The organism is Maricaulis sp. B-26, assembly GCF_056857855.1.
In genome coordinates, this window is the sequence record NZ_JBSXNX010000014.1 from 114,590 (window position 1) to 138,933 (window position 24,344).

Annotated in this window: 26 protein-coding genes and 1 tRNA gene; 15 read left to right on the top strand and 12 right to left on the bottom strand. The window is 64.2% G+C overall.

Annotation, left to right across the window (positions count from 1 at the left end; genetic code table 11):
* The first annotated feature begins 27 nt into the window (after positions 1-27).
* The gene (locus AC13HB_RS03335; protein WP_482948302.1) at positions 28-1,170 is read left to right on the top strand and encodes a P1 family peptidase; all 1,143 of its coding nucleotides are present in this window, start codon (positions 28-30) and stop codon (positions 1,168-1,170) included.
* A gap of 9 nt (positions 1,171-1,179) precedes the next feature.
* Here AC13HB_RS03335 and AC13HB_RS03340 read toward each other — a convergent pair whose 3' ends face one another.
* Positions 1,180-1,311 carry a hypothetical protein gene (locus AC13HB_RS03340; RefSeq protein WP_482948303.1) on the bottom strand — a complete coding sequence of 44 codons (132 nt, stop codon included), beginning with the start codon at positions 1,309-1,311 and terminating at the stop codon, positions 1,180-1,182.
* A 93-nt stretch (positions 1,312-1,404) separates the two neighbouring features.
* Between AC13HB_RS03340 and AC13HB_RS03345 the strand changes: the two genes are divergently transcribed.
* Together AC13HB_RS03345 and AC13HB_RS03350 are read left to right on the top strand one after the other, a co-directional pair.
* Positions 1,405-2,061, top strand: a complete 657-nt coding sequence (locus AC13HB_RS03345) for a zeta toxin family protein (RefSeq protein WP_482948304.1) — start codon at positions 1,405-1,407, stop codon at positions 2,059-2,061.
* Positions 2,062-2,073: 12 nt separating this feature from the next.
* Positions 2,074-2,259 (top strand): hypothetical protein, encoded by a 186-nt coding sequence (locus AC13HB_RS03350; RefSeq protein ID WP_482948305.1) that lies wholly within the window; start codon positions 2,074-2,076, stop codon positions 2,257-2,259.
* Here the strand turns inward: AC13HB_RS03350 and AC13HB_RS03355 are convergent.
* Positions 2,235-4,421, bottom strand: coding sequence for a tetratricopeptide repeat-containing sulfotransferase family protein (locus AC13HB_RS03355; RefSeq protein WP_482948306.1), 2,187 nt, complete (start codon positions 4,419-4,421; stop codon positions 2,235-2,237). The two genes, AC13HB_RS03350 and AC13HB_RS03355, sit on opposite strands and share 25 nt — an antisense overlap.
* 179 nt (positions 4,422-4,600) lie before the next feature.
* On the opposite strand from AC13HB_RS03355, the gene AC13HB_RS03360 reads away from it, so the two are divergent.
* Together AC13HB_RS03360 and AC13HB_RS03365 are read left to right on the top strand one after the other, a co-directional pair.
* Entirely contained in the window at positions 4,601-6,610 is a 2,010-nt protein-coding gene (locus AC13HB_RS03360; protein ID WP_482948307.1) for a protein-L-isoaspartate(D-aspartate) O-methyltransferase, read from the top strand.
* A gap of 85 nt (positions 6,611-6,695) precedes the next feature.
* The gene (locus tag AC13HB_RS03365) at positions 6,696-7,124 is read left to right on the top strand and encodes a CBS domain-containing protein (protein WP_482948308.1); all 429 of its coding nucleotides are present in this window, start codon (positions 6,696-6,698) and stop codon (positions 7,122-7,124) included.
* Positions 7,125-7,148: 24 nt separating this feature from the next.
* On the opposite strand, the gene AC13HB_RS03370 is transcribed toward AC13HB_RS03365, so the two are convergent.
* The 3 genes from AC13HB_RS03370 to AC13HB_RS03380 all read right to left on the bottom strand — a co-directional run bounded on the left by AC13HB_RS03370 (position 7,149) and on the right by AC13HB_RS03380 (position 9,505).
* Positions 7,149-7,916 (bottom strand): Crp/Fnr family transcriptional regulator, encoded by a 768-nt coding sequence (locus tag AC13HB_RS03370; RefSeq protein WP_482948309.1) that lies wholly within the window; start codon positions 7,914-7,916, stop codon positions 7,149-7,151.
* Positions 7,917-8,027: 111 nt separating this feature from the next.
* Complete coding sequence (locus AC13HB_RS03375) at positions 8,028-8,462, bottom strand: DUF2267 domain-containing protein (protein WP_482948310.1); 435 nt, start codon at positions 8,460-8,462, stop codon at positions 8,028-8,030.
* Between the two features lie 161 nt (positions 8,463-8,623).
* Positions 8,624-9,505, bottom strand: coding sequence for a LysR family transcriptional regulator (locus tag AC13HB_RS03380; RefSeq protein WP_482948311.1), 882 nt, complete (start codon positions 9,503-9,505; stop codon positions 8,624-8,626).
* Positions 9,506-9,588: 83 nt separating this feature from the next.
* Between AC13HB_RS03380 and AC13HB_RS03385 the strand changes: the two genes are divergently transcribed.
* The 3 genes from AC13HB_RS03385 to AC13HB_RS03395 are packed head-to-tail and all read left to right on the top strand — an operon-like array spanning position 9,589 to position 11,409.
* Positions 9,589-9,990, top strand: a complete 402-nt coding sequence (locus AC13HB_RS03385; RefSeq protein WP_482948312.1) for a group I truncated hemoglobin — start codon at positions 9,589-9,591, stop codon at positions 9,988-9,990.
* 22 nt (positions 9,991-10,012) lie between these two features.
* A complete protein-coding gene (locus tag AC13HB_RS03390) occupies positions 10,013-10,519 on the top strand; it encodes a GFA family protein (RefSeq protein ID WP_482948313.1) in 507 nt (168 codons plus the stop codon).
* A gap of 44 nt (positions 10,520-10,563) precedes the next feature.
* The gene (locus tag AC13HB_RS03395; RefSeq protein ID WP_482948314.1) at positions 10,564-11,409 is read left to right on the top strand and encodes a fibronectin type III domain-containing protein; all 846 of its coding nucleotides are present in this window, start codon (positions 10,564-10,566) and stop codon (positions 11,407-11,409) included.
* Between the two features lie 173 nt (positions 11,410-11,582).
* On the opposite strand, the gene AC13HB_RS03400 is transcribed toward AC13HB_RS03395, so the two are convergent.
* The 3 genes from AC13HB_RS03400 to AC13HB_RS03410 form a co-directional block, all read right to left on the bottom strand.
* Positions 11,583-12,725, bottom strand: a complete 1,143-nt coding sequence (locus AC13HB_RS03400) for an endo-1,4-beta-xylanase (protein WP_482948316.1) — start codon at positions 12,723-12,725, stop codon at positions 11,583-11,585.
* 151 nt (positions 12,726-12,876) lie between these two features.
* Positions 12,877-12,967, bottom strand: a tRNA-Ser gene (locus AC13HB_RS03405).
* Between the two features lie 101 nt (positions 12,968-13,068).
* Positions 13,069-13,215 (bottom strand): hypothetical protein, encoded by a 147-nt coding sequence (locus tag AC13HB_RS03410; protein WP_482948317.1) that lies wholly within the window; start codon positions 13,213-13,215, stop codon positions 13,069-13,071.
* A gap of 371 nt (positions 13,216-13,586) precedes the next feature.
* Here AC13HB_RS03410 and AC13HB_RS03415 point away from each other — a divergent pair, with 371 nt between their 5' ends.
* Positions 13,587-14,057: a Dps family protein gene (locus tag AC13HB_RS03415; protein ID WP_482948318.1), complete on the top strand. Its 471-nt coding sequence runs from the start codon at positions 13,587-13,589 to the stop codon at positions 14,055-14,057.
* A 69-nt stretch (positions 14,058-14,126) separates the two neighbouring features.
* On the opposite strand, the gene AC13HB_RS03420 is transcribed toward AC13HB_RS03415, so the two are convergent.
* The 3 genes from AC13HB_RS03420 to AC13HB_RS03430 form a co-directional block, all read right to left on the bottom strand.
* On the bottom strand, positions 14,127-14,861 hold the full coding sequence (locus AC13HB_RS03420; RefSeq protein ID WP_482948319.1) for a hypothetical protein: 735 nt from the start codon (positions 14,859-14,861) through the stop codon (positions 14,127-14,129).
* 125 nt (positions 14,862-14,986) lie between these two features.
* Positions 14,987-16,207 carry an acyl-CoA dehydrogenase gene (locus tag AC13HB_RS03425; protein ID WP_482948320.1) on the bottom strand — a complete coding sequence of 407 codons (1,221 nt, stop codon included), beginning with the start codon at positions 16,205-16,207 and terminating at the stop codon, positions 14,987-14,989.
* Positions 16,204-17,025, bottom strand: coding sequence for an enoyl-CoA hydratase/isomerase family protein (locus AC13HB_RS03430; RefSeq protein WP_482948321.1), 822 nt, complete (start codon positions 17,023-17,025; stop codon positions 16,204-16,206). The genes AC13HB_RS03425 and AC13HB_RS03430 overlap by 4 nt, the downstream gene beginning before the upstream one ends.
* Positions 17,026-17,159: 134 nt before the next feature.
* Between AC13HB_RS03430 and AC13HB_RS03435 the strand changes: the two genes are divergently transcribed.
* The 6 genes from AC13HB_RS03435 (at position 17,160) to ccmI (ending at position 24,101) form a co-directional block, all read left to right on the top strand.
* Entirely contained in the window at positions 17,160-18,620 is a 1,461-nt protein-coding gene (locus tag AC13HB_RS03435; protein WP_482948322.1) for a sodium/proline symporter, read from the top strand.
* A 716-nt stretch (positions 18,621-19,336) separates the two neighbouring features.
* Positions 19,337-20,005, top strand: coding sequence for a hypothetical protein (locus tag AC13HB_RS03440; RefSeq protein ID WP_482948323.1), 669 nt, complete (start codon positions 19,337-19,339; stop codon positions 20,003-20,005).
* 249 nt (positions 20,006-20,254) lie between these two features.
* Positions 20,255-22,252, top strand: coding sequence for a heme lyase CcmF/NrfE family subunit (locus tag AC13HB_RS03445; protein ID WP_482948324.1), 1,998 nt, complete (start codon positions 20,255-20,257; stop codon positions 22,250-22,252).
* Complete coding sequence (locus AC13HB_RS03450) at positions 22,253-22,786, top strand: DsbE family thiol:disulfide interchange protein (protein WP_482948325.1); 534 nt, start codon at positions 22,253-22,255, stop codon at positions 22,784-22,786.
* Positions 22,783-23,256 carry a cytochrome c-type biogenesis protein gene (locus AC13HB_RS03455; RefSeq protein WP_482948326.1) on the top strand — a complete coding sequence of 158 codons (474 nt, stop codon included), beginning with the start codon at positions 22,783-22,785 and terminating at the stop codon, positions 23,254-23,256. The genes AC13HB_RS03450 and AC13HB_RS03455 overlap by 4 nt, the downstream gene beginning before the upstream one ends.
* The gene (gene ccmI / locus AC13HB_RS03460; protein WP_482948327.1) at positions 23,253-24,101 is read left to right on the top strand and encodes a c-type cytochrome biogenesis protein CcmI; all 849 of its coding nucleotides are present in this window, start codon (positions 23,253-23,255) and stop codon (positions 24,099-24,101) included. The genes AC13HB_RS03455 and ccmI overlap by 4 nt, the downstream gene beginning before the upstream one ends.
* A 12-nt stretch (positions 24,102-24,113) precedes the next feature.
* Here ccmI and AC13HB_RS03465 read toward each other — a convergent pair whose 3' ends face one another.
* The gene (locus tag AC13HB_RS03465) at positions 24,114-24,332 is read right to left on the bottom strand and encodes a hypothetical protein (RefSeq protein WP_482948328.1); all 219 of its coding nucleotides are present in this window, start codon (positions 24,330-24,332) and stop codon (positions 24,114-24,116) included.
* Positions 24,333-24,344: the final 12 nt, after the last annotated feature.

Here is a 24,344-nt window from a genome sequence, read left to right on the forward strand (position 1 = left end):
ACGGAATCAGGCGGGGAGGGATGCAGCATGGTTCGCACGCTGGCGACCGCCATTTTGGCAATCGGGATGGTAAGCGGTATGGGCACGGCACAGGATCAGGTTCGCGCACGCGATCTCGGTATTGCACCGGGCATTCTCGAACCGGGCGAGCATAATTCGATCACCGATGTCGCCGGCGTACGCGTCGGCCACGTCACCCTGATCGAAGAGCCTGCCATCCACACCGGCGTTACGGCCATCCTGCCCCATGGCGGCGATATCTATTCCGACAAGGTTCCTGCCGGTCTGGCGGTCGGAAACGGTTATGGCAAGCTGATGGGCGCGACCCAGATCGTCGAGCTCGGCGAGATCGAGACGCCCATTCTTCTCACCAACACCATGTCCGTGCCGCGGGTGGCGGACGGCATCCTCGACTGGAGCCTCGCCCGGCCCGGGCACGAGGAAATCCGCTCGCTCAACATGGTCGTCGGCGAGACCAATGACGGCCGTCTGAACGATATCCGCGCCCGCGTCGTGATGCCGGAGCATGCGGTTCAGGCCATCGAGACCGCGACCGGAGGAGCAGTGGCGGAAGGCAATGTCGGGGCGGGGACCGGCACGGTGGCCTTCGGCTGGAAAGGCGGGATCGGCACGAGTTCGCGCGTTCTCCCGGAAAGCCTGGGCGGCTATACGCTCGGCGTGCTCGTGCAGACCAATTATGGCGGTGTGCTGCAGATCGACGGCATGCCTGTCGGCGAGAGGCTCGGACAGTTCTATCTCGACGACCATGTCGCGGACGATCGGGCCGACGGCTCGATCATGATCGTCATCGCGACCGATGCCCCGCTTTCTGATCGTAATCTGGAACGCCTGGCGAACCGGGCCTTCGCGGGACTGGCGCGCACCGGGGCCTCCATGACCAACGGGTCGGGCGACTACGCCATCGCGTTCTCCACGCACCCGGGCGTGCGCCGCACGCCGGAGCGCCGGGCCGGCGAGGCGCAGATGGTGGAGCTGTCGAATGCCCGCATGTCGCCGCTCTTCCAGGCCGTTATCGAGTCGACGGAAGAGGCGATCTACAATTCTCTCCTCATGGCCGAAACTGTCCGTTACGAGGGGCCCGACGGGATCGCGCGCACGATCGAGGCGCTGCCGGTCGAGGCCGTGCGCGAGATGCTGGCGGAGCGCTGACGGGCGTTTTCAGCTCGCGGTCATGTCGAGCGTCTGTGCGGGAGCCGTGCGGAAGGTTACGCCCGGGCCACCGGCGGTCGTCATCATGACGCCGATCGTGACGAGAATCGCTGCAGAAATGATCAGTCCGGCCCAGCGCATCGCTGCCTCCTTGTTTCATGGCGAGCAGATAGGAAGTGCCGGCTGCAGGTTTAAGCGCCGGATGGGAACAAGTGCGGTGACAAACGGGAACCAATGGACGAGGCACCGGTGACTCCGCTCGTGCACAACGCCGTCAGCGTGATCGCCCCGTTGGCGAAGCGACTGGCAGAAGATTGCCGTATTGCGGAACGCCCCCTTGTCCTGGGAGTGAGCGGCAGTCCGGGGTCCGGAAAGTCGACGGCGGCCCGTCTCCTGAAGCTCTCCCTTCGCTATCATGGCCTCAACGCGGCGCGGCTATCACTGGATGACCTCTATCTGTCGCGATCGGGCCGGGAGCGAACGGCACGGGATATCCATCCGCTTTTCCGCACGCGCGGCGTGCCCGGCACGCATGATGTGGACTTGGGCGAGCGAGTGCTGGACGATGTCGCAGCTGGCCGGTCACTCCGCTTGCCGCGCTTCGACAAGGCGAATGACGATCTCCGGCCGGTCTCGGAATGGTCCCTTATCGATGCACCGATCGACCTGCTGATTTTCGAAGGCTGGTGCGTGGGGACGAATCCGCAGTGCCCGGTCGATCTCGTCGAGCCGGTCAACGCACTGGAGCGTGAGGAGGATGGGGATGCCGTCTGGCGAACCCATGCGAACGAGTGCCTGGCGGCGTATGGCAGCCGGCTATATGCGCGTGTGGACCGGTTCGTTCATCTGCTTGCGGGCGATATCGGCGATACCTGGCGCTGGCGCCGCTAGCAGGAAGCACGATTGCGGGCGCGTCCGCGACGGTCGGGCGAAACGGCCCGTCACATGATGAGCAATGCCGGTATCGATCGCTTCCTGCAGCATTTCGAGCGGCTGATGCGCCATCATCTGACCGACGGCGGACGTCTGCCCGGTCAGGACTTCACGATCGAAACCGATCGCCGCTACTCGCCCGCGCTTGTGCTGTAGCCCGCTCGTCCGGCCCAGCTGCGCAGACGGTCGGTATCATCCCCCTCCAACGCGAAGGCATAATTTCGCCAGCGTTCCCTGGAGGTCGAATAGAGCGGCCGGATAACCTGCTGCGCGCTCGGCGTGTTGATCCGTCCACGTTGGCGCGCGGTTTCGAAGAAGCGCGACTGGGCGGCTTCCCACTCCAGGCCGAGTGCGTCCATGACAGGTGCGACAGTGCTTTCCAGATCGCTCACAAGAGCTTCGTAACGGACCTCCGCAATTCGCGGCTTGCGCCAGCCGGCGAAACGCTCCCAGAGGGTGAAGCTCAAATCGTACAAGGCGTCGATCCGTTCGAGCCGCGTCATGTTCATCATGGCATTGTTCGGACTGAAATCCTGGAACAGGTTGGAGATGGCGACATCGAATGGATGCCGCCGCGCGAGAATGAACACTGCGTCCGGAAATACCCTGTGGATCAGCGGCGCCCAATTCATGTTGAGCGGCAGCTTGTCGATATAAGTTGTTTGACTTGAAAGAGAAGTTCCGACTTCGTTGGCGAGTCTGGCAAGGTAGTGATTCCGCAGGATCTCCGATGGTGCGGCATGAATTCTGTCCAGCCAGTCCTCGGTGAAATTGGTTTCGTCTCCGGCTATTCCCGGCTCCGCGGAACGCAGGGCGTCTATCAGGACCGGTCTTTCTTCCACGATCTCCGTGCTGGAATGCGACCGCAGAATTGTGTCCAGAAGGGTCGTGCCGGATCTCGGAAAACCCACCAGAAATGCAAGTCGTACAGTCTGCTCGGGCGCGCGGTCCGGTTGGTCAGGCGGGAACGGCACCGATCCGCCCTCGGCGATCTCCTTATCAAGTCGACCGAGCAGGCTTTCCAGCCGTCGAAGCGGCATGGTGTGATCGCATGGCCCGTTATCTTCCCAGATGGCCTCCAGCTGGCTGTTTCCGGCCATGAATGCGGTAAAGGCGTCGCGGTGGGCGCCGCGGCGATCCTCGATCCTGCCGAGCGTAAAGTCGCGGCTGCGGAGCTGGTTCGGCTGGCCACCGGCGGCAATCGCCGCGATTATGGATTCCCGGGCTTCGTCGAGACGCCCGGCCTTGAGGCTGGCGCGCGCATGAGCGTCGAGCAATTCGTGGGACTGGAAGTCCAGACCGTTCGCCCGTCCCTTTTCGATGACGGTCAGCATTCCGACAGGGTCGACTTGCTTGTCGTGGAATTCGGCGGCGGCCAGCACAAGGTCAGCACGTTCCGGCGCGATCGCAATGGCTTCATCGAAACATCGCGCTGCTTCGGTGAACTCACCGGCGGCCTCGTGCACGCGCGCACGGAGCCTGAGAATATCCGCCTCGGCTCCGTCGGTCTCCGCTTTCAGCTGATCGAGGAACGCCGCAGCCGACTCGAAGCGGTTTGCGGCAAGCAAAAGCTCGATGCGGGCATCCGAGAGGGCGGGGCCATGCCCGCACAGTCGTGTTGCGGTCGTAAGCGCGCGCTCGGCGTCCTCGTCCCGGCTTCCGGATCCGCGCAGGCATCGGGCCAGCCAGACCCAGCCGGCAGGATTGTCGGGGGCAAGAGCGACTGCGCGCCGTGCGCACAACTCGGCGTACTCGCCCGATGCGCGCCCGGGAGCGAGACGGGCAAGCAGGCACCAGAGCTCAGTCGAACCCGGCAGGGCCCAGACGAGCGATTTGACCGTATGAAATGCGGCATCCGTGTCGCCCTTTTCGGCGTCCATGAGTGCTCGTGCGAGGCGGTCCGTCGCGTCCGCCGGATCAACCTGATCGCGCACGCCGTCATATGACGCAGACGCGGCAGGATCGGTCGGCAATTGCCGCGCCGCCTCGGCGAGAGAGGCGTCTCCGGGTATGCGTCGGTGCGTGGCGTCAAGCAGACTGGCAGCGCGTTGCCGGTCGCCGCTATCAAGCAGGGCACGTGCCAGTGCGATCGCAAACTGGGCATTTCCCGGCTGCAGCTCGGCAGCGGTGAGGAGGGCCGGAATGCCGTCATCCGGACGGCCGGCCATCAGGAAAATTGCACCGATATTGTAATGCGCCGCAGCGAGGCCGGGCTGCAGATCGAGCGCTCGGGAATATTCCACGCAGGCGGGGCCATAGGCTTTGGCCGCGAGCTGTCGGTTGCCCGCGTGAATGAAGGATCTGACATCGTTTTCCAAGGCTGGTTCCCCTCGCCGCGCGCGGGCAGACCGGGCGCCCCTGGTAATTATTCCAGAGCCCCGTGCAAGCGGGCAAGTACCCGGTTCAGCCTCGCTGCAAGAGGAACAGGTTTTGACACCAATCAATGTTCGCGGGGGAGCCCGGTGAAATCCTGCAGCATCCAGGGATGGAGACAGGAATGCTCGATTTTGCCAGCGAACGCGCACGGATGGTGGAGCGACAACTCCGTTCGCGCGGTGTGCGCGATGAAGCGGTGCTTGCGGCGCTGGCCGCGGTCCCACGCGAGGCTTTCCTTCCGGCAGACATGGAGGAGGAGGCCTATCGGGACGCGCCGCTACCCATCGGTCAGGGGCAGACCATTTCACAGCCCTATATCGTCGCCTTCATGGTGGAAGCGCTCGGGCTGGACGGCGGGGAGCGCGCGCTCGAAATCGGATCGGGCTCGGGTTACGCCGCCGCTGTCCTTGCCCAGATTTGCGCCAGCGTGGAAGCGGTCGAGCGCATTCCGGAACTCGCGGCCCACAGCGTCGAGGTGTTCGGCAAGCTGGAGATCGGCAATGTCACCGTCCATTGCAGCGACGGCAGTACGGGTCTGCCCGGCAAGGCGCCTTTCGATGCCATTCTGGTATCCGCCGCCGGCCCCGACGTGCCGCAGGTCCTGGTCGACCAATTGGCGGTCGGTGGCCGCCTGGTCATGCCGGTCGGCCCGAATGTCTACGCCCAGGAACTGGTCAGGGTGACCCGCACCGGGCCGGACAATTTCGAACGCGAAGACATCGCCGATGTGCGCTTCGTGCCTCTGATCGGCAAGGCAGGCTGGAAGGAAAAAGCGGGCGGCGCGGCCGGAAGCGCGTTCGAGGCGGCATGGCCGGCGGGGCGCCCGGCCCGGACGGATGCGGGGGCAGCGGCCTTGATCGCACTGGAAGCCGAGGCGTTCGACGATATCGACCAGGCGGATATCGAGCCGCTCCTGGACCGGATCGGTGCGGCGCGGCTTGTCCTGATCGGCGAGGCCAGTCACGGGACGCATGAATTCTACCGGCTTCGTGCCCGCATTACCCGTGCCCTGATCGAACGGTGCGGTTTCCGCTTCGTGGCGGCCGAGGCCGACTGGCCAGACGCGGCTCGTATTGACCAGTATGTGCGCCATTCCGACGTTCCGCGGGCCGACTGGACGGCCTTCGCGCGCTTTCCGACCTGGATGTGGCGCAATGAAGAGACGCGCGAATTCGTCGACTGGCTGAAATCCTGGAATGGCGGCCGGGCCCGGGAACGCCGGGCAGGCTTCCACGGGCTCGATCTCTACAGCCTTTATCTCTCGGTCGGGCGCGTGCTCGACTATCTGGATGAGGCCGACCCTGTGGCGGCGGCTGATGCACGCCGGCGCTATGCCTGTCTCGCGCCCTGGGAAAACGACCCGTCTTCCTACGGCCGGGCGACCGCGAGCGGGCAATATGCGGCGTGCGAGGAAGACGTCATTGCGGTCCTGGTCGACCTGTTCCGGCGCCGCGAGGCGCGCCGTGCGGAGACCGACGAAGCGGTCTTCGATGCCGTTCGCAATGCGCGCCTGGTGGCCAGCGCGGAGGAATACTATCGTGTCATGTATTACGGCTCGCGTACGTCCTGGAATTTACGTGACACCCATATGTTCGAAACGCTGGCCAGCCTCTTCGATTATTATGGCGAGGGGGCGCGGGGCGTGGTCTGGGCCCATAATTCGCACTTGGGGAATGCGGCTGCGACCGAGATGTCTGCCCGGGGCGAGTTCAATATCGGCGAGCTGGCGCGCGAACGATGGGGGAGGGACGTCTACTCCATCGGTTTCGGCACCGATCGGGGCGAGGTCGCGGCGGCCAGCAGCTGGGGCGGCCCGATGGAAATCAAGACGGTGCAGCCGGCGCATCCGGACAGCTACGAGAGATGGTTCCATCTGACACGTCGCGCCGGCTTTTTCCTGCCTTTGAGGGATTCCGGCGCAGCGCTTCGGGAATGCCTGTCCCGGCCGCGGCTGGAACGCGCGATCGGCGTGATCTACAGGCCGGAGTCGGAACGCGTGAGCCATTATTTCGAAGCCGAGCTTCCGCGCCAGTTCGACGAGATGATCTGGGTAGACCGGACCCGGGCAGTCACACCCCTGGATACGCAAACGCTCGCCGGCCTGCCCGACACTTATCCATTCGGATTGTGATGCGGCCAGCTTGACGCACATCAACGCGACCTGGCCGGGAAGCGGATAGGGGATGCGGGGCCGTCAGCTGCTAGGAGACACGCAAATGAATGTGCACCAGGTAATGACCCCGAATGTGCGGACCATCCAGTCCGAAGCGACGATCTTCGAGGCGGCGAGGATCATGCGGGAAGCGAATGTCGGCGTGTTGCTTGTCGTGGCCGGGAAGCGACTCCTCGGGACAGTCACGGACCGCGATATCGTCACTCAGGCCATAGCGACCGGGCGTGACGTCACGCGCGACGTGATCGGGACGGTCATGACCGATGATGTCATGATCTGCCGCAAAGGCGACCGGCTCGGCGATGTCGTGCGCACCATGATGGACAATCATGTCCATCGTCTGCCCGTTCTCAACTCCGACGACACCATTGCAGGCATTATTTCCATCGACGACATCGCGCGCCTGAAGCCGGATCTGGTAACGGGTGAAGTCGTCAGCGCCATCGCCGGTCACGGCGAGCTGGTTGCCTGATTCAGGTGGCTCGATGAGCCGGGATCAGCTGACGCCGGCGGCCGATCCGGCTTCGGATTTGGCAATGCCGGCCAGCCGTGCCAGATCCAGGATATGGACCCGGGCTGGATGCCCGGGCAGGGTTTCCACCACGCCGTTCTGTCGGAGCCGTGTGAAGCAGCGGCTGACCGTTTCGATGGTCAGGCCGAGATAGTCCGCGATTTCCAGCCGCGTCAGGGGAAGGCCGATCGGCCCGTCCGTCGCGCCGCGCCGTGTGGCGCGCAATTGCAGGTCCAGCAGGAAGCTGGCCACGCGCTCGATCGCCGATTTGCGGCCGAGCAGGAGCAGATGTTCGCTCGCCGCAGCGAGCTGGTCCTCGATGACCCGAAACAGCCGGCGCTCGAAATCGGGATGACGCTCCATGATGCGGTTGAGCGCAGGCCGGGGCAGGAGACAGAGTTCCGTGTCGTCGAAAGCCGTGGCCGAGAAGGCCTGCCGTCGATGCAGGGGCAGCCCGAAGAATTCTCCGGGATAGAGAAAGCAGACCGACTGGGTCCGGCCGTCGCTGAGGGATTTCTGGACCTTGAGACCGCCGCTGATGACATTGGCGGCGAAGCGGGCGTCTTCGCCTTCCAGCACGAAGCTTTCGCCGGCGGCGAGATAAGCCCGGTGTGCGATGCGGTCGAGTTCTGTCAGGCAGTCAGTGTCGGCATCCGCACAGACGGCGCAGGCACGCGACTGGCAGCGGGCGCATGCCGTGGGGGATGGCGCCGGGACGGGTCGTTCGGGCAGAAACACATTGACGCGCGACATGACACACCTCCAGCGGCGTCTCCGAGCGCATATGCTCTCGGCCCAGTCTACGCCTCGCAGTGCGACTTGTGGAGGGAGGTGCGACGATAGGTGCGCCCATGCGGCGCTGTCTCAGAGCGCCGTCTCGAATTGTGGCCAGAGTGCCTTGATGGGCTGGGGGAGCTGGCCGATGACCTTGCGGACTTCGCCAGCATCCATGTGCCCTTCGAGGAAGGCGAAGGTACGGCGGGCGACGGCTTGCGGGTCCATGGGGAATTGCTGGGGCAGTTCGCGCGCGACATAGTCGGCGAAGGCGTCGGCGGTGTGGATTTCCACCGGTTTGCCCGCGATGCGCCAGCCTTCGTAATAGAGGCCCCGGATGAGCATGGGCAGCTGGGCGCCGAAATGGACCGCTCCGTCCGGAGGAAGCCGGTCGCGCAGCGCATGAAGCGTCGCCCGCAGGGCCGAATAGGCATGCCGCTTCTCGCCGAAATGAAGCGTTTCCATCATGCCCTTCAGCCAGATATTGGCGTCCTGGACGGAATGCTCGAATGTCGTATGGCTCATGGCGGTCTCCCGGGACTTGTAGGCCTGACGGGAAAGCTTGCCTGAAGCGTCGCGGGGAGCATTGACGCGGATCAATCGGGGGCGGGTTGTGGCGATCTAAGGCGAGCTGGTCGCGAGTGTCGCGGTTTCGGCCTGTCTCTGATGGACAGACCAAAGGGGCTTTAGGCGTCATCTGCCGGCTGGCCGGCGAAGAGGTGGGCGATCCGGGGGACTTCCCGCTGCATGTGCTCGCGAAACAGGGCGACACGCTTCGTGTTTCTCAGATCGCGATGATAGAGCAGCCATAATCCGATTTCATGGCGCGCTTCCGGCTCCCGGAAGCGGGTAATGCCATCCATGCTGTCGCCGAGAAAGCAGGGCAGGAACCCTACGCCCAGCCCTGCCTTGATCGCCGCAAGCGTCAGGGAGGTTTCATCAACCCAGAAGGAATGGTTCGCGTCCGGCCTGGCTTCGCGCGTCCAGCTACGGTGGAAGTCGCAGCAGTCGACGCCGATCCATGTTTCTTCGGCATCACCGGCCTTTATGGCTGCTGTATAGCCTGTCTCGCCATAGACCGCCGAGGCGATGGTCGCGAGGCGGGTTCCGATCAGCGTTTCGCCAGGATTATTGGTTTGGCGCAGCGCGATATCCGCATCGCGCTCGGCCAGTCTGACGGAATCATTGGTGACTTCGATCCGCAGGTCTATGCCGGGCTGGGCGGCGCTGAAGCTGGCGAATATGGGCATCAGGACGGTCGAGGCCATATTGGCGATCGCACTCACGCGGAGCTCCCCGGTTGCGTCCTGGCTTTGTCCGCCATTCGCCGCCTCGAAGGACAATAATTCCTGCTCGATCCGGTAGGCCGAGAGGCGCAAGTCCTCGCCGGCAGGCGTGAGCGAGTATCCGGCGGCGCACCGCTCGACGAGGGGCGTGCCCACCTGGGCCTCGAGCGCATGTATCCGGCGTGACACGGTCGAATGCTGCACGCCCAGCCGTCTCGCCGCCGCCGTGAAGGAGCCTTCGCGAGCGAACGCCAGAAATACGCGCGCATCATCCCATTGCATAGCTTCGCAGGCCCCTGTGCATTTCTGCAAAATCGGTGTCGATTTTGCGCGGATATTCAAAACCCTGCGTGCATGCATCCTGAATGACAACAGAAAATCAAACGGAGGCCGTGCTCGTGCCCGCAAGTCTTTATGCTCGTCTGGGCGGTTATGATGCGATCGCCACATTCGCCACCCGTCTCGTCGCCCGGGCCCAGTCCGACGATTTGCTGGGCCGCTTCTGGGACAATCGCGGCACAGACCGCAAGGCGCGCGAACTCCAGCTGCTGATCGATTATCTGGTTCGCCAGACCGGCGGCCAGATGCACTACACCGGGCGCGACATGGCACTCGCTCACACGGGGATGGGTATTACGCAGGCCGACTGGTCGCGTTTCGTCGAACTCGTTTCCAGGACCGCCGGCGAGCTCGGTGTTGGCGCCACGGAGGGCGGCGAAGTCATGGCCTTCCTCGATTCCCTGAAACGCGACATCGTGGAAGCCTGAAATTGCTTGAGGGAAAACGCGCATGACTGACAGCATCAAAAAATGCACCGGAGGCTGCGCTTGCGGCCAGGTGCGGTACGAAGTCACCGCCACGCCGATGATCGTTCACGCCTGCCATTGCCGCTGGTGTCAGCGGCAAACCGGCGGACCGCACGTAATCAACGCCCTGTTCGAGGCGGAACACGTCCTGCAGACCCGCGGGGATATCGAGAAGATCGACACGCCTTCGCCGAGCGGCAAGGGGCAGGTCATCGCACGCTGTCCGGACTGCAAGGTCGCCGTCTGGAGCAGCTATGATTTCCGCGGACTGCGGGAGCGCGTGCGATTTCTGCGGGTCGGCACGCTGGATGAACCGGACCGGATGCCGCCGGACGTCCATATCTACACATCCACGAAAATGCCCTGGTACCGGATCCCGGCCGAGCATTACGCAGTCGAGGCGTTCTACGACCTTGCCACGACCTGGTCGCCGGAGAACCGCAAGCGCTACCAGGCCCTGGTGGATGCCCTCGAAGCGGCCCCAGGATGACGGCCGCTCCGGCCGCGCACGATCCCATTATTGGAGGAAGCCTCATGTTGTTGAAGTCAACGCTGATCTCGCTGCTGGTCTTGCCGGCAGGCAGCGCCTTTGCGGGGCAGACTCCTGCCACGTCGTCCGCGCCGCCGCTCCAGGCCTCGCAACCGATACTGACCGCGCCGGACCAGTCCGACCGGACCGTCGGCACGCGCCGGGCGGAGGCTTCGGAATCGGAGGCCGATAACCGGGAAATCGAGCAATTGCGCCGCGAACGGGAAGCCATGGAACGTCAGCTGGAGGAGCTTGAAAGCGCAGGCTCGGGCAGTCGCGGCTCAGGATCCGGCGGAACCCCGGAGACGACGAATTTCGATCCCGTCAGCCCGGTCACCGATCCGATCGAGGATGCTCTGGCACCGGCCGGCAATGCGATCGGGGATGCGATCGGAGGCATAGAAGACGGACTGGGCGACCTGCTCGGCGGATCGTCCGGGGACGAGGACCTAAGAGATGCGACGGTCGACCACCGCACGGGGCGTACGCCGCCCCGTCGAAGCGAAACGGTCTCTGCCCGGCGCGGGCAATTGCCGGCGCCTTCGGAACTGGTGTTGAACGTGGTCACGCCGACCAGTATCGCGATCAGCTGGCAGGACAATGCCGGTTCGGAACAGGGCGTTCATGTCGAGCGCGGGACACCGGTCCGCGCGCGCGGCGGCGTGAACTATGACTGGCGCCGCGTCTTTTCCAGCGAGGAGCGGGTCGAGAGCCGGGTCCGCAATACCGGCGCGCGCTCAGATATCGATGACGGGCTGGTGCCGGGAACGCTCTATTGCTACCGCTTGCGCGCCTACAGGGCAGAACAGGTCTCTGCATATACCGATATCGCGTGCTCGACGCCCCGGTAGGGAAGAGCGGGAGAAACACGGACCGAAAGAACGGCGGCGGATCGAAGGGGGCGTCCAATCCCGCAGTGTCACGGGATGGTTCCTGCCTAATACACAGGCTGAGAAAAAACGGGACACACACCAAATTCCGGGAGCCGCATCCCCGTCAATCCGCGCCGCTTATCGCCGCGCGACTATCGAGCCGGTGCGCTCTGCAACGCGCGGGCGATTGCTGCGCGCAGCGGTTTGGGGCGGAAATTCGCGTCATAGGGCGAGGGGCGCTTGGCCTCGCCGTCGGGGCGCGGCCAGAGATTCTGCAGCCAGGAATAGGGGTCGGCCATACCCCAGACGAGCACATCGCGGGTCTGCGGATAGGACAGCATCAGGGATAGATAGTGCTCGGCCAGGGCTGAGATGTCCGCGTCCCGCTCGGCGATCTCGTAGGCAAGACGTGTGTCGTTGACGTCGAACTCGGTCACCGCGAGATCGAGGTCCAGCCGCGTGATCGCGGTGAGGAAGTCGTGCCAGCGCGCGTCCCGCGCCGGATCGAAACCGTCACTGCGCTCACCGGGGGAAGCCCAGATATGGCTCTGCACGCCCAGCGCATCGATCGGGACGCCCCGCTCGACCATGCCGTCGACAAGCCGCATGACGCCGTCGCGATGACGCGACTGGCCCGTGTCCCAGCCCATATAGTCGTTATAGACAAGCTGCGCGTCAGGATCTGCCTCGCGCGCGGCATGGAAGGCGATGTCCGTGACCCGTTCGCCCAGCAGGCGCGAGAAGACGGTGTCGCGCAGTTCGCCCGTCTCCGGGTCGACCGTCTCATTGACCACGTCCCAGGAGTAGATTTGCCCGCGATAGCGCTCGACGACCGTTCGGATGTGTTCGACGATCAGCTGTTCGGCGGCGCTGGCCGGGCGCGATCCGAAGTCGGCTTCCTCAAGCCAGGCCGGCGTAAATTCGGCCCGGTTCCACAGAAGCGTGTGGCCGCGAACGCCCAGACCGGCCTCGCGGGCAAACTGCATGATCCGGTCGGCGGGGGCGAAGTCGAACCCGGTGGGCCCGGTGCGCAGCACATACCATTTCAGTGCGTTTTCATGCACCAGGACGCCGCATTCGCGGCGCATCAGGTCCCGATAGGCGGGGTCATGGAAAGAACCGGCCAAACTGTTCGCCGTACCGGCGCCGATCGAACTGCCGAAACGCAAACCCCGGGCTTGCGCCAGGGCTTTGAGGGATTGATCTGCCTCGGCCCCACAGGCCGGAGCCGCTACGGCCATGCCGGTGGCCAACCCCCAGCCCATGACCTGCCGTCTGGAAATCTCGCCCGTCACATCAATCCCCCGTCACCCGGATCGCGTTTAGGCCGATATGGGATCAGACTCGCCCGGCGAGCACAATCGTGCAGACGAAAAGTGCAGAAGGGTGAGGGAAGTCACGCCCGGCGCGTATTGCTGGAGTCGGGGTGGGGTGGAGTTGGGATAGTGGCGGAGAGGATGGGATTCGAACCCACGAGACGGGGACACCGCCTACTCCCTTAGCAGGGGAGCGCCTTCGACCACTCGGCCACCTCTCCACCTGCGGGTTTAGAATGGCGCGGCGGGGGCTTCAAGTCTCAGTTGCGGCTAATCCGCAACGGATTGCACAGCGGAAAAGCCCGGCGCCGCTTCGTTAGCGTCAGGCCATGAATGCGAGGGCGATGACGCCCAGCGCGAGGACGGCGAGGGGCAGGGACACGCCGAGGGTCCAGCGCAGCGTACCTGTCTTCTCGGCCTGGCGTGCATCCTCGGAGCCGAGCCGTGTGGTTTTCCCGGTCGTCGTCATAATGATGTCCTCTGCTGATACTGTACGGCCAACGTCATCCGGATTGCGGGGCCGGTGTTTCCCGGCAAGTGTTCAGCTAGAGCCCGGGTGAAGATTGTCCAGAGCTGCTAGCGAATTTGGCGCCCTTAAGCAATAAAAGCAAGACGGTGTTGATGGTGTGCGCAATGTCGGAGAGCGCAATTTAATGCGCAATATTATTGCCGATATCCAATCTGCTTGACCAATGTTGCAAAATATTTGCAAACACCAACTTGAAAGCTTGAAGCGCCGGATGCGGACACTAGGTCATGGGCGTCCACCAATTGGCGGTGGTCGCAACAAGGGTGATAACAATGTCAACTGCGCTGAAAGCTCGTGCCGAAAACATTCCGATGAAAACGAGCCTGCGCGATGACGATCGCAAGGCGATCGCCGAGGATCTCGGCAGAGCGCTTGCCAGCACTTATGTGCTTTACCACAAGACGCACGGCTTCCACTGGAATGTGACGGGCCCGCTCTTCTACAGCGTTCACAAGCTGACCGACGACCAGTACCAGGACCTCGCTGAGGCTGTGGACGATATCGCCGAGCGCATCCGCGCCCTGGGCGCGCCGGCGCCGATGGGGCTGGCGGCCTACGCCAAGGCCAGTGTCGTCGAGGACATCGAGGACTTCCCGGCGACGGGCGAGATGGTGAGGGAACTCGCCGCCGACCACCTCACCGTGGCCGACCAGATGCGTGACATGGTGAAGCGTGCGGAAAAGGCGAGCGACGTCTACACGGCCGACCTTCTGACCGCCCGCATCGGCGTGCACGAGGAAGCCGCCTGGATGCTCAACGCGATCGCGATCGAAAAGAGCTGATCCGCACGAAATCCAACGAAAAGGGCCGCCCCGGTAGTTCGGGGCGGCCATTTTGTGAGTGCCGCTGTCTCAGACCTTGGCGCGGGCCATGTCCAGCCATTTGCGATGGGTGCGCTTGACGAATGCCGGTGCGTGTTTCGCACTGGTTAGGATTTCCTGCCAGCGGGCACGGGCGGCCTCGCGTTCGCCTTCGGCCTCGAGCAGGATGGCCCAGCGTGCACGCGCCTCCGGTCCTGGAAAGTAGTCCGCAGCATGCGCGTAGGTCTCAAGCGCTTCGCTCCGGTGTCCGAGCGCCTCGAGTGCGCGGGCGTAGAGCAGGTGTCCGTCCGGGTGCCGCAAATCGGGATTGGCGGATTTCATCGCTTCCAGCTGGAGGCGCGCATCGTCGTACAGGCCGTTCGCGAATTGCGCCCTGGCGAGTGCGTACATGATGGCGGCGTCCTCGGCGAAAGGTCCGGTCGCGGCTTCGCGAGCGAGAACAAGCGCCTCCTCATTCCGGTCGATCGCGACGAGAGCGTTGGCTGCCCGCATCAGATTGCCGGGCGTTCGGCTGATTTCCAGCTGTGTCAGGGCTTCGCGTGCCTCGCGGCCCGGGTCGAGGGCTTTTCGTGCGGCCTGTCCGGCTTTGCGAGCGGTTGCGGACCCGAAAACGGAAGGCAGCAGTTCGGCGATAACGTAGACGGCGGAACCGAGCCCGGGAAATACGAACAGAATGAAAAGCCAGTACATCTGGCGTTCTGTGCGTATGACATGCACGGCGCAGACAAGTGCAACCAGAATGTGAGCGCCGAACAGAATTGGCATCTTATCCCCCTGAAATGCCTGAATCTCCCCGAATTCCTATTACGGCTAGAGGTTGTAGATCGCAAGAATAAAAAGACGCCGGCGCGGTGGCGCCGACGTCTCTCGGTATCGCGATTTTCTGGCGTCTAGAAAAACGCCTGCAGACCCGTCTGGGCACGTCCGAGGATGAGGGCGTGCACGTCGTGGGCGCCTTCATAGGTGTTGACCGTTTCCAGATTGACCATATGCCGGATGACCTGGAATTCCTCGGAAATGCCGTTGCCGCCATGCATGTCGCGGGCGTGGCGCGCGATCTCGAGGGCCTTGCCGCAATTGTTCCGCTTCACGATGGAGATCATCTCCGGCGCGGCCTTGGCCTGGTCCATCAGGCGACCGACCTGGAGCGAGCCCTGCAGGCCGAGCGCGATCTCGGTCTGCATGTCGGCGAGTTTCTTCTGGAAGAGCTGGGTCTGGGCGAGGGGCCGGTCGAACTGCTTGCGGTCGAGACCGTACTGGCGCGCGGCGTGCCAGCAGAATTCCGCCGATCCCATCACGCCCCAGGAAATGCCGTAGCGGGCCCGGTTGAGGCAGCCGAACGGGCCCTTCAGGCCGGAGACGTGGGGAAGGAGGGCGTCCTCGCCCACTTCGACGCCGTCCATCACGATCTCGCCGGTGATCGAGGCGCGCAGGGAGAGTTTGCCGCCGATCTTCGGCGCGGACAGGCCTTTCATGCCCTTTTCCAGGATGAAGCCGCGGATCTTGCCGTCATGGGCATCGGACTTGGCCCAGACGACGAAGACGTCGGCGATCGGCGAGTTGGAGATCCACATTTTCGAACCGGTCAGCTTGTAGCCGCTGGCGGTCTTCTCGGCGCGCGTCTTCATGCCGGCCGGGTCGGAGCCGGCATCCGGCTCGGTCAGGCCGAAACAGCCGATCCACTCGCCCGAGGCCAGCTTGGGCAGGTATTTCTGGCGCTGCTCCTCCGAGCCGTAGGCGTAGATCGGATAAATGACGAGCGAGGACTGGACCGACATCATGGAGCGATAGCCGCTATCGACGCGCTCGACTTCCCGGGCCACCAGACCGTAGGCGACATAGCCGAGGCCTGCGCCGCCATACTCTTCCGGCAAGGTGGATCCGAGAAGGCCGTTATCGCCCATTTCGCGGAAGATGGCCGGATCGGTCTTTTCCTCGCGGAACGCCTCAATGACGCGCGGCTGGAGATGGTTCTGCGCATAATTGCGGGCGGTATCCCGCACCAGGCGCTCTTCCTCGGTCAGCTGGTCCTCGAGGCGGAACGGGTCCTGCCAGTCGAAACGTCCGAGATCCGGGGCGTCCTTGTCTCTGAGGGTCGGCTTGGCAGTCATGACTCTGTTTTCCTCGTCCTGGTTTTTCCGGCACGCGGGCGCGAAAAGTCCGGCGTGCGTTTTTCGAGGAAGGCGCGATAGCCTTCCTGGAAGTCCTCGCTGGAAAAGGCGCTGGCGAACAGGGCCCGCGTCTCTTCCGTGTCGCGATCCTGCCCGTCCATGACGTGCCGGATCATCTGCTTGATGTATGTGGCCGAGTTGGGGGACATGTCCAGCAGGCGGTTGCAATAGGCCTGCACAAGCCCGGCCAGCTCGCCCGGTTCGCACAGTCGATCGACAAGACCGACGCGCAGGGCTTCTTCGCCATCCACGATGCGCGCCGAAAACATGAGGTCCTTGGCAGTCGGGGCGCCGACCGTGTCGACCAGACGCTTGGTGTCGTTGAACGGGTAGAGCAGGCCCAGCTTGGCCGGCGTGATCCCCATGCGGGTTGTCGTATCGGCGAAGCGCAGATCGCAGGCCAGCGTAAGCCCGCACCCGCCGCCGACCGCACTTCCTCGGACCATGGCGATGGTCGGGTGCGGAAAGTTCGCCAGCGCATCCATCGCTGCGATGAAAATGTCGGAGAAGGCCTCGCCGCGCTCCTTGGTGGCGTAGATCGTCTCGAATTCGCCGATATCGGCTCCAGCGGCGAAATGCTCGCCTTCGCCCCGTACGACGAGCACGCGGCATTTCTCGGCCGCCGGCTCAAGCATGACGGGCAGGGCGGCCCACATCGCCTCGGTGAAGGCATTGCGCTTGTCCGGACGGTTGATCACCAGTTCGGCGATCTCGCCCCGGTAGTGGAGCTGTAGCGGTTCGGAGGCGGCGTGCGACACGGGGCGATCTGTCCGGGCTGGCGGGCGGGTTGGTGCTTTGCTGGAAACCAGATTAAAGCTTGGGCATCAAGGCGGAAACGCTGCAGGACAGCCCGCTGTCGAGGGGCGCCGCACGGCTGGCCGGGGAGGGCCGCATGAACGGGGACAATATGATCGTGCTGGCCACGCTGGTGGCCTACAAGCTCCTCCTGGTCGGCGTGGGCGTGTGGGCCTCGCGCCTGAACAAGACCGAGAGCGATTTCTTCATTGCAGGGCAGGGCGTCGGCGCCTGGGTGTCGGGCCTGTCCTATGCGGCCTCGACCTCCTCCGCCTGGGTTCTTCTCGGATTTTCCGGCTTCGTCTACGCCAACGGTCTGTCGGCCATCTGGATGGTGCCGGGTATCTGGGGCGGCTATGTCGCTGTCTGGCTCTTCTTCGGACGCAAGCTGCGCGAGGAAACCGCCGAGCGCGGCCATGTCACCCTGGCCGATTTCATCACGGCGAAACTGTCCGGTCGCGCCTCGGCCGCAATCGCGGCCCTGGCAGCGCTCTTCATCATCTTCTGTTTCATCTTCTACATCGCCGCCCAGTTCGGCGCGGCCGCCGCGGCCTTCGAGACCCAGTTCGGACTCGGTATCACCGAATCCGTTCTGATCGGTGCCGCGGTCGTGCTGGTCTATGCCTTGCTCGGCGGGTTCTGGGCGATCAGCGTGACCGACATGCTGCAGGGCGCGCTCATGGCGGTGATAGCCGTCGCTCTCCCGGCCGCGGCCTTCATGGCGGCGGGCGGTATCGGCGGGATCGCCGACAGTCTCCAGGCCAGTGCGCCGGCGGACTATCTCGATCCGACCGGCGGCTTTGCCCTTCATATCCTGATCGGTTTCGTCCTCGGTGTCTGGGGCGTCGGGATCGGCGCCATGGGTCAGCCCCAGCTCCTCACGCGTCTCATGGCCGTCAAGGACGAGGCCTCCCGCATGCGTGGTTTCGCCATCGCCATCACCTGGGGCGTCGTCGTTTTCACCGGGATGACCGTGCTTGCGCTTGCAGGACGCGCGCTGGTCGGCGGCGGCTCGGACGGCGAGGCGCTCTTCTATCAGCTGGCGGGCGAGCTGCTTCCGCCCATTCTGGCCGGTCTCGTCATTGCTGCCGTGTTGTCTGCCGTCATGTCGACCGTGGACTCCATACTCCTGGTCGCCTCTGCGGCGGTCGCGCACGATCTACGGATATCCAAGCGATTCCCGGGACATGAGGTCCTCGTCTCTCGCATCGTCATGGCCGGGATTGCTGCGATCGCCGTCTGGATGACGCTCAGCCTGCCGTCGACGATCTTCGCCCGCGTTCTCTTCGCCTGGGCGGCCCTCGGTGCAGCCTTCGGCCCGGTCGTGGTCATGCGCGTGCTGAAGCTCGAACCGAAAGCCTGGGCGATCGGCACTGCCATGTGTCTCGGCTTCGGGCTGACAGTCGTGTTCAACGCGCTCGGCCAGATACCCGCGGAGGATCTGGGCGGTCTCTTCACTGTGTTGGGCGATTGGGCGCGGCTGCCCGGCGACCCGTTCGAACGCGTTGTGCCCTGGTTGCCGGCGATGGTGGTGCTCTGGATCGGGCGCGAGCGGTGAGGGCGCGCGTGTCGTTCAATCGCTAATTCCCCCGGAAAAAGCCCCGGGGAGTTGAGATTGATCATCTCAAACCGTCATTCCGGCGCATGCCGGAACCCAGCTTTTAAAGCTCGGCCGTGGCGGCCCACGCTGCGCTATCCAGCCTGGACCCCAAGGGCCCGGTTTGAGCCTCGATATCCCGAATATCGCTTTGCGATCCGGATCCTGACTTTCGTCAGGATGACGATGTTTCGGGCCGGCGGCAGGTGACTTATCCTCACCCCTTCAACTCCATGCATACTTCTCCACGGTTTCCGGGACGGGAGGCGCGAGCTCAGTCACTTGTGCCCGGTTACGAGCGGAGCCTGTCCGGGCGAGGGGGTGACATCCCGTGCGCTGGCAGGGCGTCCAGTTGGGTCCGGGCTGCACTAGACGACCGACGGCCTGTACCTTCTGGATTGGACACGGGGGCGAGAGCGTCCGGGAAAACTCCGCGTGCGGGATGTCGCCGATGTCACGCTATTCAAAACTACCGGTTATCCGGCATCTGCCGGCATCCTGCACACCTCCCTTACCGCCCGGCGGACATGCCGTGCCGCGGTTTCGGCATGCATAAACGAGGCCGTGACATATACATCAGGTTGCGCAACACTCCCGAAGCCCCGGAGTTGAAAGCGTCGTTCCGAAGGCTGTCCACGGGGCGCACAGCCTTCCTGATCTCTGACAGGGAGGACGAGATGAGAATTCTGGTTTCATCAGGTGTGTTGTGTGTTGCGGTCTGTTTCGGAGCGCCGGCATGGGCGCAGGAAACGGAAACGCCGAGCACGCGCTTTCTCGTGACGCAGGTCGTGCTGGAGCCGTCCAGTATGGCGGAGGCCGATGCGGCCTGGCTGGACATGATGCGTGAAGCGACGGCAGGCGGGTATGACGCCCCCCTGAACGTTTTCAAGGATGGCGCCGAGCGCTGGTATTCGGCACCGATCGGCGAGGACTATGCCGGTCTCGACACGATGTTCGCCGCTCGCCGCGAGGCGATTTCGGGGAATGAGGCCTTCGAGACCGCCTGGGACACCTATAGTGCCGCGCGGCGTGAGGTCCGCTCCATGATCGTGACCTTCGACCCTGAGCTGTCCTATCGGTCGGACGATGTCCGCGAGGAGGGCGAGAACTATATGGAGCTCTTCGGTATCAGCGCCCGCATGGGCTATGGCGATGAGCTCGAGGGCATCATGGCCGAATGGCGCGAGGCGCACGAAGCGGCCGGTATCGAGCGCGGTTACTGGGTCTATTCCCGCGGTATCGGCGACGTACCCGGCTATTACGTGGTCGCCTATTCTGAAAACCCGGTCGACGCGGCCACGCGGAGCGCGGCCGAGTGGAAGCCGCTTATGACATACAGGACCTGATGACACGGACGAATGCCGTCATCAGCGAAATGTCCGAACGCGACATGTGGTATGCGCCGGACTTCAGCCTGCCTCTGCCGAGCGAGGGCGTTTCCAGCATGGAAAGCAGTTCCGACTAGCAGGCTTGCTGCGCGGAGCATTGTTCGGGACATGCCCGGCGATGCTCCCGCCCGGGCATGCGGCTTCTCCGGTGCCAGGTGCGACAGTGTGTGACTTGACCTGCGGGCATTCCCGTAACAAGTCGGCGGAATGATTGCTGAGCTCGGGCAGTTTGCCCTCATCCTTGCCTTCCTGGTGGCGCTGAGCCAGGCGGGGCTGACGATATTCGGCCTGCGCACCGGCGACCCGGTCGTGCATGCCTGGGCGCGCTCCGGCGCCATCGCGCAATTCGTGCTGATGCTGGCGGCGTTTGCCTGCCTCACCGTGCTCTTCGCCGTCTCCGATTTCTCGACGCTTGTGGTCGCCGAGAACTCGCACACGGACAAGCCCTTCATCTACAAGCTGACCGGCGTGTGGGGGAATCACGAGGGCTCCATGCTGCTCTGGGCCCTGATGCTGACAGCCTATACCGGCGCGCTCGCCTGGACCGCCAAACCGGTCGAGGCAAAGCTGATCACGCTGACCTTCGCGGTTCAGTCGCTCATCACAGCGGCCTTCACGGCGTTCATCGTCTTCACCTCCAACCCGTTCACCCGCCTGTTTCCGCTGCCAGCGAACGGGCAGGACCTCAACCCGCTGCTTCAGGACCCCGGTCTCGCTTCGCATCCGCCCATGCTCTATGCGGGTTATGTCGGCTTTTCGATCACCTTCTCATTCGCGGTCGCGGCCCTTATCGAGGGGCGGGTGGATGCACGCTGGGCCCGCATCGTGCGGCCCTGGGCGCTGGCGGCCTGGAGCTTCCTGACCATCGGTATCGCACTGGGCGCGGCCTGGGCCTATTTCGAGCTGGGCTGGGGCGGCTGGTGGGCCTGGGACCCGGTCGAGAACGCGTCTCTCATGCCCTGGCTGGCCGGTACGGCCTTCATCCATTCCCTGCGTGTGATGGAAAAGCGGGACACGCTGAAGGCCTGGACCATGCTACTGGCGCTGATCACCTTCTCGCTCAGCCTCGCCGGCGCTTTTCTCGTCAGGTCCGGCGTCCTGACCTCGGTGCACGCCTTCGCGGTCGATCCGGCGCGTGGCGTTTTTATCCTGGGCATTCTGATTGCCGTCGTGGGCGGGTCCTACACCCTCTTCGCGCTGCGGGCCGGCCTGCTCAAGCCGACGGGGACCTTCGCGGATGTGAGCCGCGAGAGCACGCTCCTCGTGAACAATCTCTTCATCGCCACCGCGACGGCGGTGGTGTTCTTCGGGACCTTCTACCCGCTCTTCATCACCACGGTCAGCGACGAGACGATCACGGTCGGTGCGCCTTTCTACAATGCGACCTTCAACCCGCTGATGGGCGTTCTCCTGATTCTCGTACCCGTCTCAGGCATGCTGGCCTGGAAGCGCGGCAAGCTGAAACCGGTGCTGAAGAAGCTGATTCCGGCGGCCATTGCGGCGCTGATCGGCGGGCTGCTGGCGTTCTGGCTGGCCGACCGGGTCCGCATTGCGGGTGCGCTCGGCGCTGCTTTGGCGGTCTGGATCGGGATCGGTGTGCTGGTCGATCTCGCCCAGCGCATCAAGCTTTTCGACGCGGATTTCGGCACCTCCATGCGACGGGCGGCGAATTTGCCGCTGGGAATCTGGGGCATGCTGGTCGCGCATTTCGGCCTGGCCGTGACCGTTTTCGCCATCACCGGCGTGAGTGCGTGGAAGCAGGAGACCAGCACCTATCTCATTCCCGGCCAGAGCGTGGAAATTGCCGGCTATACGGTTGAGCTCGACACAGTACGCGAGCTCGACGGCGCCAATTACGACAGCCAGGAGGGCCGCTTTTCCGTCAGTCGCGACCAGCAGCAACTGGGCGAGCTGGTCGCCGAGCGCCGCTTCTATCCGGTGCGCAGCATGTCGACGACGGAGTCAGCGGTTCGCACCGTTGCGACCGGCGACCTCTACGTGACGATCGGGCAGCCCCATCCGGAACGGGGGTGGCCGGTGCATGTCTATATCTATCCCTTCGCCATGTGGCTCTGGGTCGGTTCGGGCATTCTGGCCTTGGGCGGCATCCTGTCGATCGCCGACCGCGGGCGACGCAGCCTGACATCGCGCAAGAAAACCCCCGCTGCGCACCCAGACGCCAGCAGCAAGCCGGTGGAGGCCTGAATGCCGCGTTTCCTGCTATTCCTGCCACTCGTCGTCTTTGCGGTCATGGCGGTCTATTTCGGGATGGGACTGCGCGAGGACCCCTCGGAGATTCCGTCGCAGCTGATCGACCAGCCCATGCCGGAATTCGATCTGCCGGGTATCGCCACGGAGTATGACGGTCTGTCCAATGCCGATCTCGTCGGGCAGGTCAGCCTCGTCAACGTCTTCGGCTCCTGGTGTCCGCCTTGTGCCATCGAGCATCCCATGCTGATGCAGATCTCGCGCTCGGGGGTCGTTCCGATCTATGGCATCAACTGGCGGGACGCGCCCGGAGCCGGCGCCGCCTGGCTCGAGCGTCATGGCAATCCTTATACGCGGGTCGGCGACGATCCCGATGGCCGCCTTGCCGTCGATCTCGGCATTACCGGAGCACCGGAAACCTTCCTGCTCGACCGCGACGGCCGGGTTCGATATCGCCATGTCGGCGTTATCACCGAGGAAGACTGGCGCGAGACGATCCGTCCGATGATCCAGGAGCTGGAGCGCTCATGATCCGTTTCCTGACCGTCCTTGTCCTGTTCGTGCTGACAGCCGGCAGTGCCCTGGCGTCACCGCCACCGTCCGAGCGTATGGACGATCCGGTGCTCGAGGAGCGGGCGCGAGGCCTGTATCGCGAACTGCGCTGCGTGGAATGCCAGAGCCAGAGCATAGACGAGTCGAACGCCTTCATCGCCGGTCGCATGCGCGAAGTGGTTCGCGAGCGGCTTTTGCTGGGCGAGAGCGATCCGGCCATTCGCGATTACATGCAGGCGCGATACGGCGATTACGTATTGATGATGCCGCCGCTGCAGGCCAATACGCTGGGCTTGTGGCTGATGCCCGTCATCATCCTGTTCGGCGGAGCCGGTCTGATCCTCGTTTTCCTTCGACAACAAAGACGGACGGCTGAAGCCGGCCATGGCCTTGAAGATAGCGACGCCGTTCGTGCCGGCGAACTGAGCGACGAGGAGGGGCTGCAATGATCTGGGTCCTGATCGCCGCCATCGCCACGCTCGTCGCAGCCGCGCTCGTCCTGCCCGTCATTCGCGGTCGGACCGACGTCTCTCTGGACGGGCTCGGAGCCTTCGACGGTCAGCTCGAGGAATTGTCCCGCGATCGCGAGCTCGGCCTGATCGCACCGGAGGAGGCGCGCGCCGCCGAGCTGGAAATCCGCCGCCGCCAGGCCCAGGCCGAGGCGCGCAGCGAAGGAGAGGGGGAGGCCAGCCCATTTCTTCGCCAGGCGATCATCATCGTCTCGTCGGTGACGGTGATGGTCGCAGTCGGGCTCTACATGGTGATTGGCAGTCCGCAATTCGCGGGGCCAGCGCCGGAACGCCAGGCCGCTCAAATGCCCGAGGTGCCACGGGAGGTCCGGGAGGTTCTCGACCAGATCGACTCACTGGCGGCAGAACTGATGGCCAATCCGGACGATCCGCGCGGCTGGGCGGTGCTCGGCGAGTCCTATCTCGCTCTTGGCCGCTATGCCGAAGCCGCGATCGCATTCGAGAACGCGATCGATGGAGTGCCGGATTCGTCCTATCTCTTTGCCTCGCTCGGGCAGGCCTACCTGTTCGGCGAAGGCGGCGACATGACCCCGCCGGCGCGCGAAGCCTTCGCCCGGGCGCTGGATATAGACCCCACCGATCCGCGAGCCCGTTTCTTCATGGCGGAAGCGCGCTTCCAGGATGGCGAAACGCAAACAGCGCTCGCCGACTGGCAAGCGCTGCTCGATGATGCGCCGGAGGATGCTTCCTACCGGCCTATGGTCGAGGCCCGAATCCGCGCTGCGATCGAAGAGACCGGGACAGGGGATTCCGGACCGGAATGACGCCGCGGCCCGCTAGCGGCGGGCGTCTTGGCTGTCGAGGTCGCGGTCGTGGTGCGTGTCGCCATTACGCGCCCAGTTCACGAACAGGGTGACCTGCCGCTCGGCCTCTACATAGACATGCTCGGGTACCGGGACACGTTCCGCGATTTCCGCCTTTACCGCACTCGGCGCCGCGATGAATGAGCAGCTCAGCCCCAATGCGGTCGCCAAAATCAGTCCGCCATTCTTCATGCACGCCTCCCC

Bases quoted from the DNA above. Each gene is read 5' to 3' on its own strand.
- AC13HB_RS03440 (WP_482948323.1), top strand. From the start codon at position 19,337: ATGAGAATTCTGGTTTCATCAGGTGTGTTGTGTGTTGCGGTCTGTTTC.
- AC13HB_RS03385 (WP_482948312.1), top strand. From the start codon at position 9,589: ATGACAACAGAAAATCAAACGGAGGCCGTGCTCGTGCCCGCAAGTCTT.
- AC13HB_RS03415 (WP_482948318.1), top strand. From the start codon at position 13,587: ATGAAAACGAGCCTGCGCGATGACGATCGCAAGGCGATCGCCGAGGAT.
- AC13HB_RS03395 (WP_482948314.1), top strand. From the start codon at position 10,564: ATGTTGTTGAAGTCAACGCTGATCTCGCTGCTGGTCTTGCCGGCAGGC.
- AC13HB_RS03365 (WP_482948308.1), top strand. From the start codon at position 6,696: ATGAATGTGCACCAGGTAATGACCCCGAATGTGCGGACCATCCAGTCC.
- AC13HB_RS03340 (WP_482948303.1), bottom strand. From the start codon at position 1,311: ATGCGCTGGGCCGGACTGATCATTTCTGCAGCGATTCTCGTCACGATC.
- AC13HB_RS03450 (WP_482948325.1), top strand. From the start codon at position 22,253: ATGCCGCGTTTCCTGCTATTCCTGCCACTCGTCGTCTTTGCGGTCATG.
- AC13HB_RS03345 (WP_482948304.1), top strand. From the start codon at position 1,405: ATGGACGAGGCACCGGTGACTCCGCTCGTGCACAACGCCGTCAGCGTG.
- AC13HB_RS03370 (WP_482948309.1), bottom strand. From the start codon at position 7,916: ATGTCGCGCGTCAATGTGTTTCTGCCCGAACGACCCGTCCCGGCGCCA.
- AC13HB_RS03390 (WP_482948313.1), top strand. From the start codon at position 10,013: ATGACTGACAGCATCAAAAAATGCACCGGAGGCTGCGCTTGCGGCCAG.
- AC13HB_RS03455 (WP_482948326.1), top strand. From the start codon at position 22,783: ATGATCCGTTTCCTGACCGTCCTTGTCCTGTTCGTGCTGACAGCCGGC.
- AC13HB_RS03375 (WP_482948310.1), bottom strand. From the start codon at position 8,462: ATGAGCCATACGACATTCGAGCATTCCGTCCAGGACGCCAATATCTGG.
- ccmI (WP_482948327.1), top strand. From the start codon at position 23,253: ATGATCTGGGTCCTGATCGCCGCCATCGCCACGCTCGTCGCAGCCGCG.
- AC13HB_RS03445 (WP_482948324.1), top strand. From the start codon at position 20,255: ATGATTGCTGAGCTCGGGCAGTTTGCCCTCATCCTTGCCTTCCTGGTG.
- AC13HB_RS03465 (WP_482948328.1), bottom strand. From the start codon at position 24,332: ATGAAGAATGGCGGACTGATTTTGGCGACCGCATTGGGGCTGAGCTGC.
- AC13HB_RS03435 (WP_482948322.1), top strand. From the start codon at position 17,160: ATGAACGGGGACAATATGATCGTGCTGGCCACGCTGGTGGCCTACAAG.
- AC13HB_RS03380 (WP_482948311.1), bottom strand. From the start codon at position 9,505: ATGCAATGGGATGATGCGCGCGTATTTCTGGCGTTCGCTCGCGAAGGC.
- AC13HB_RS03410 (WP_482948317.1), bottom strand. From the start codon at position 13,215: ATGACGACGACCGGGAAAACCACACGGCTCGGCTCCGAGGATGCACGC.
- AC13HB_RS03420 (WP_482948319.1), bottom strand. From the start codon at position 14,861: ATGCCAATTCTGTTCGGCGCTCACATTCTGGTTGCACTTGTCTGCGCC.
- AC13HB_RS03335 (WP_482948302.1), top strand. From the start codon at position 28: ATGGTTCGCACGCTGGCGACCGCCATTTTGGCAATCGGGATGGTAAGC.
- AC13HB_RS03425 (WP_482948320.1), bottom strand. From the start codon at position 16,207: ATGACTGCCAAGCCGACCCTCAGAGACAAGGACGCCCCGGATCTCGGA.
- AC13HB_RS03360 (WP_482948307.1), top strand. From the start codon at position 4,601: ATGCTCGATTTTGCCAGCGAACGCGCACGGATGGTGGAGCGACAACTC.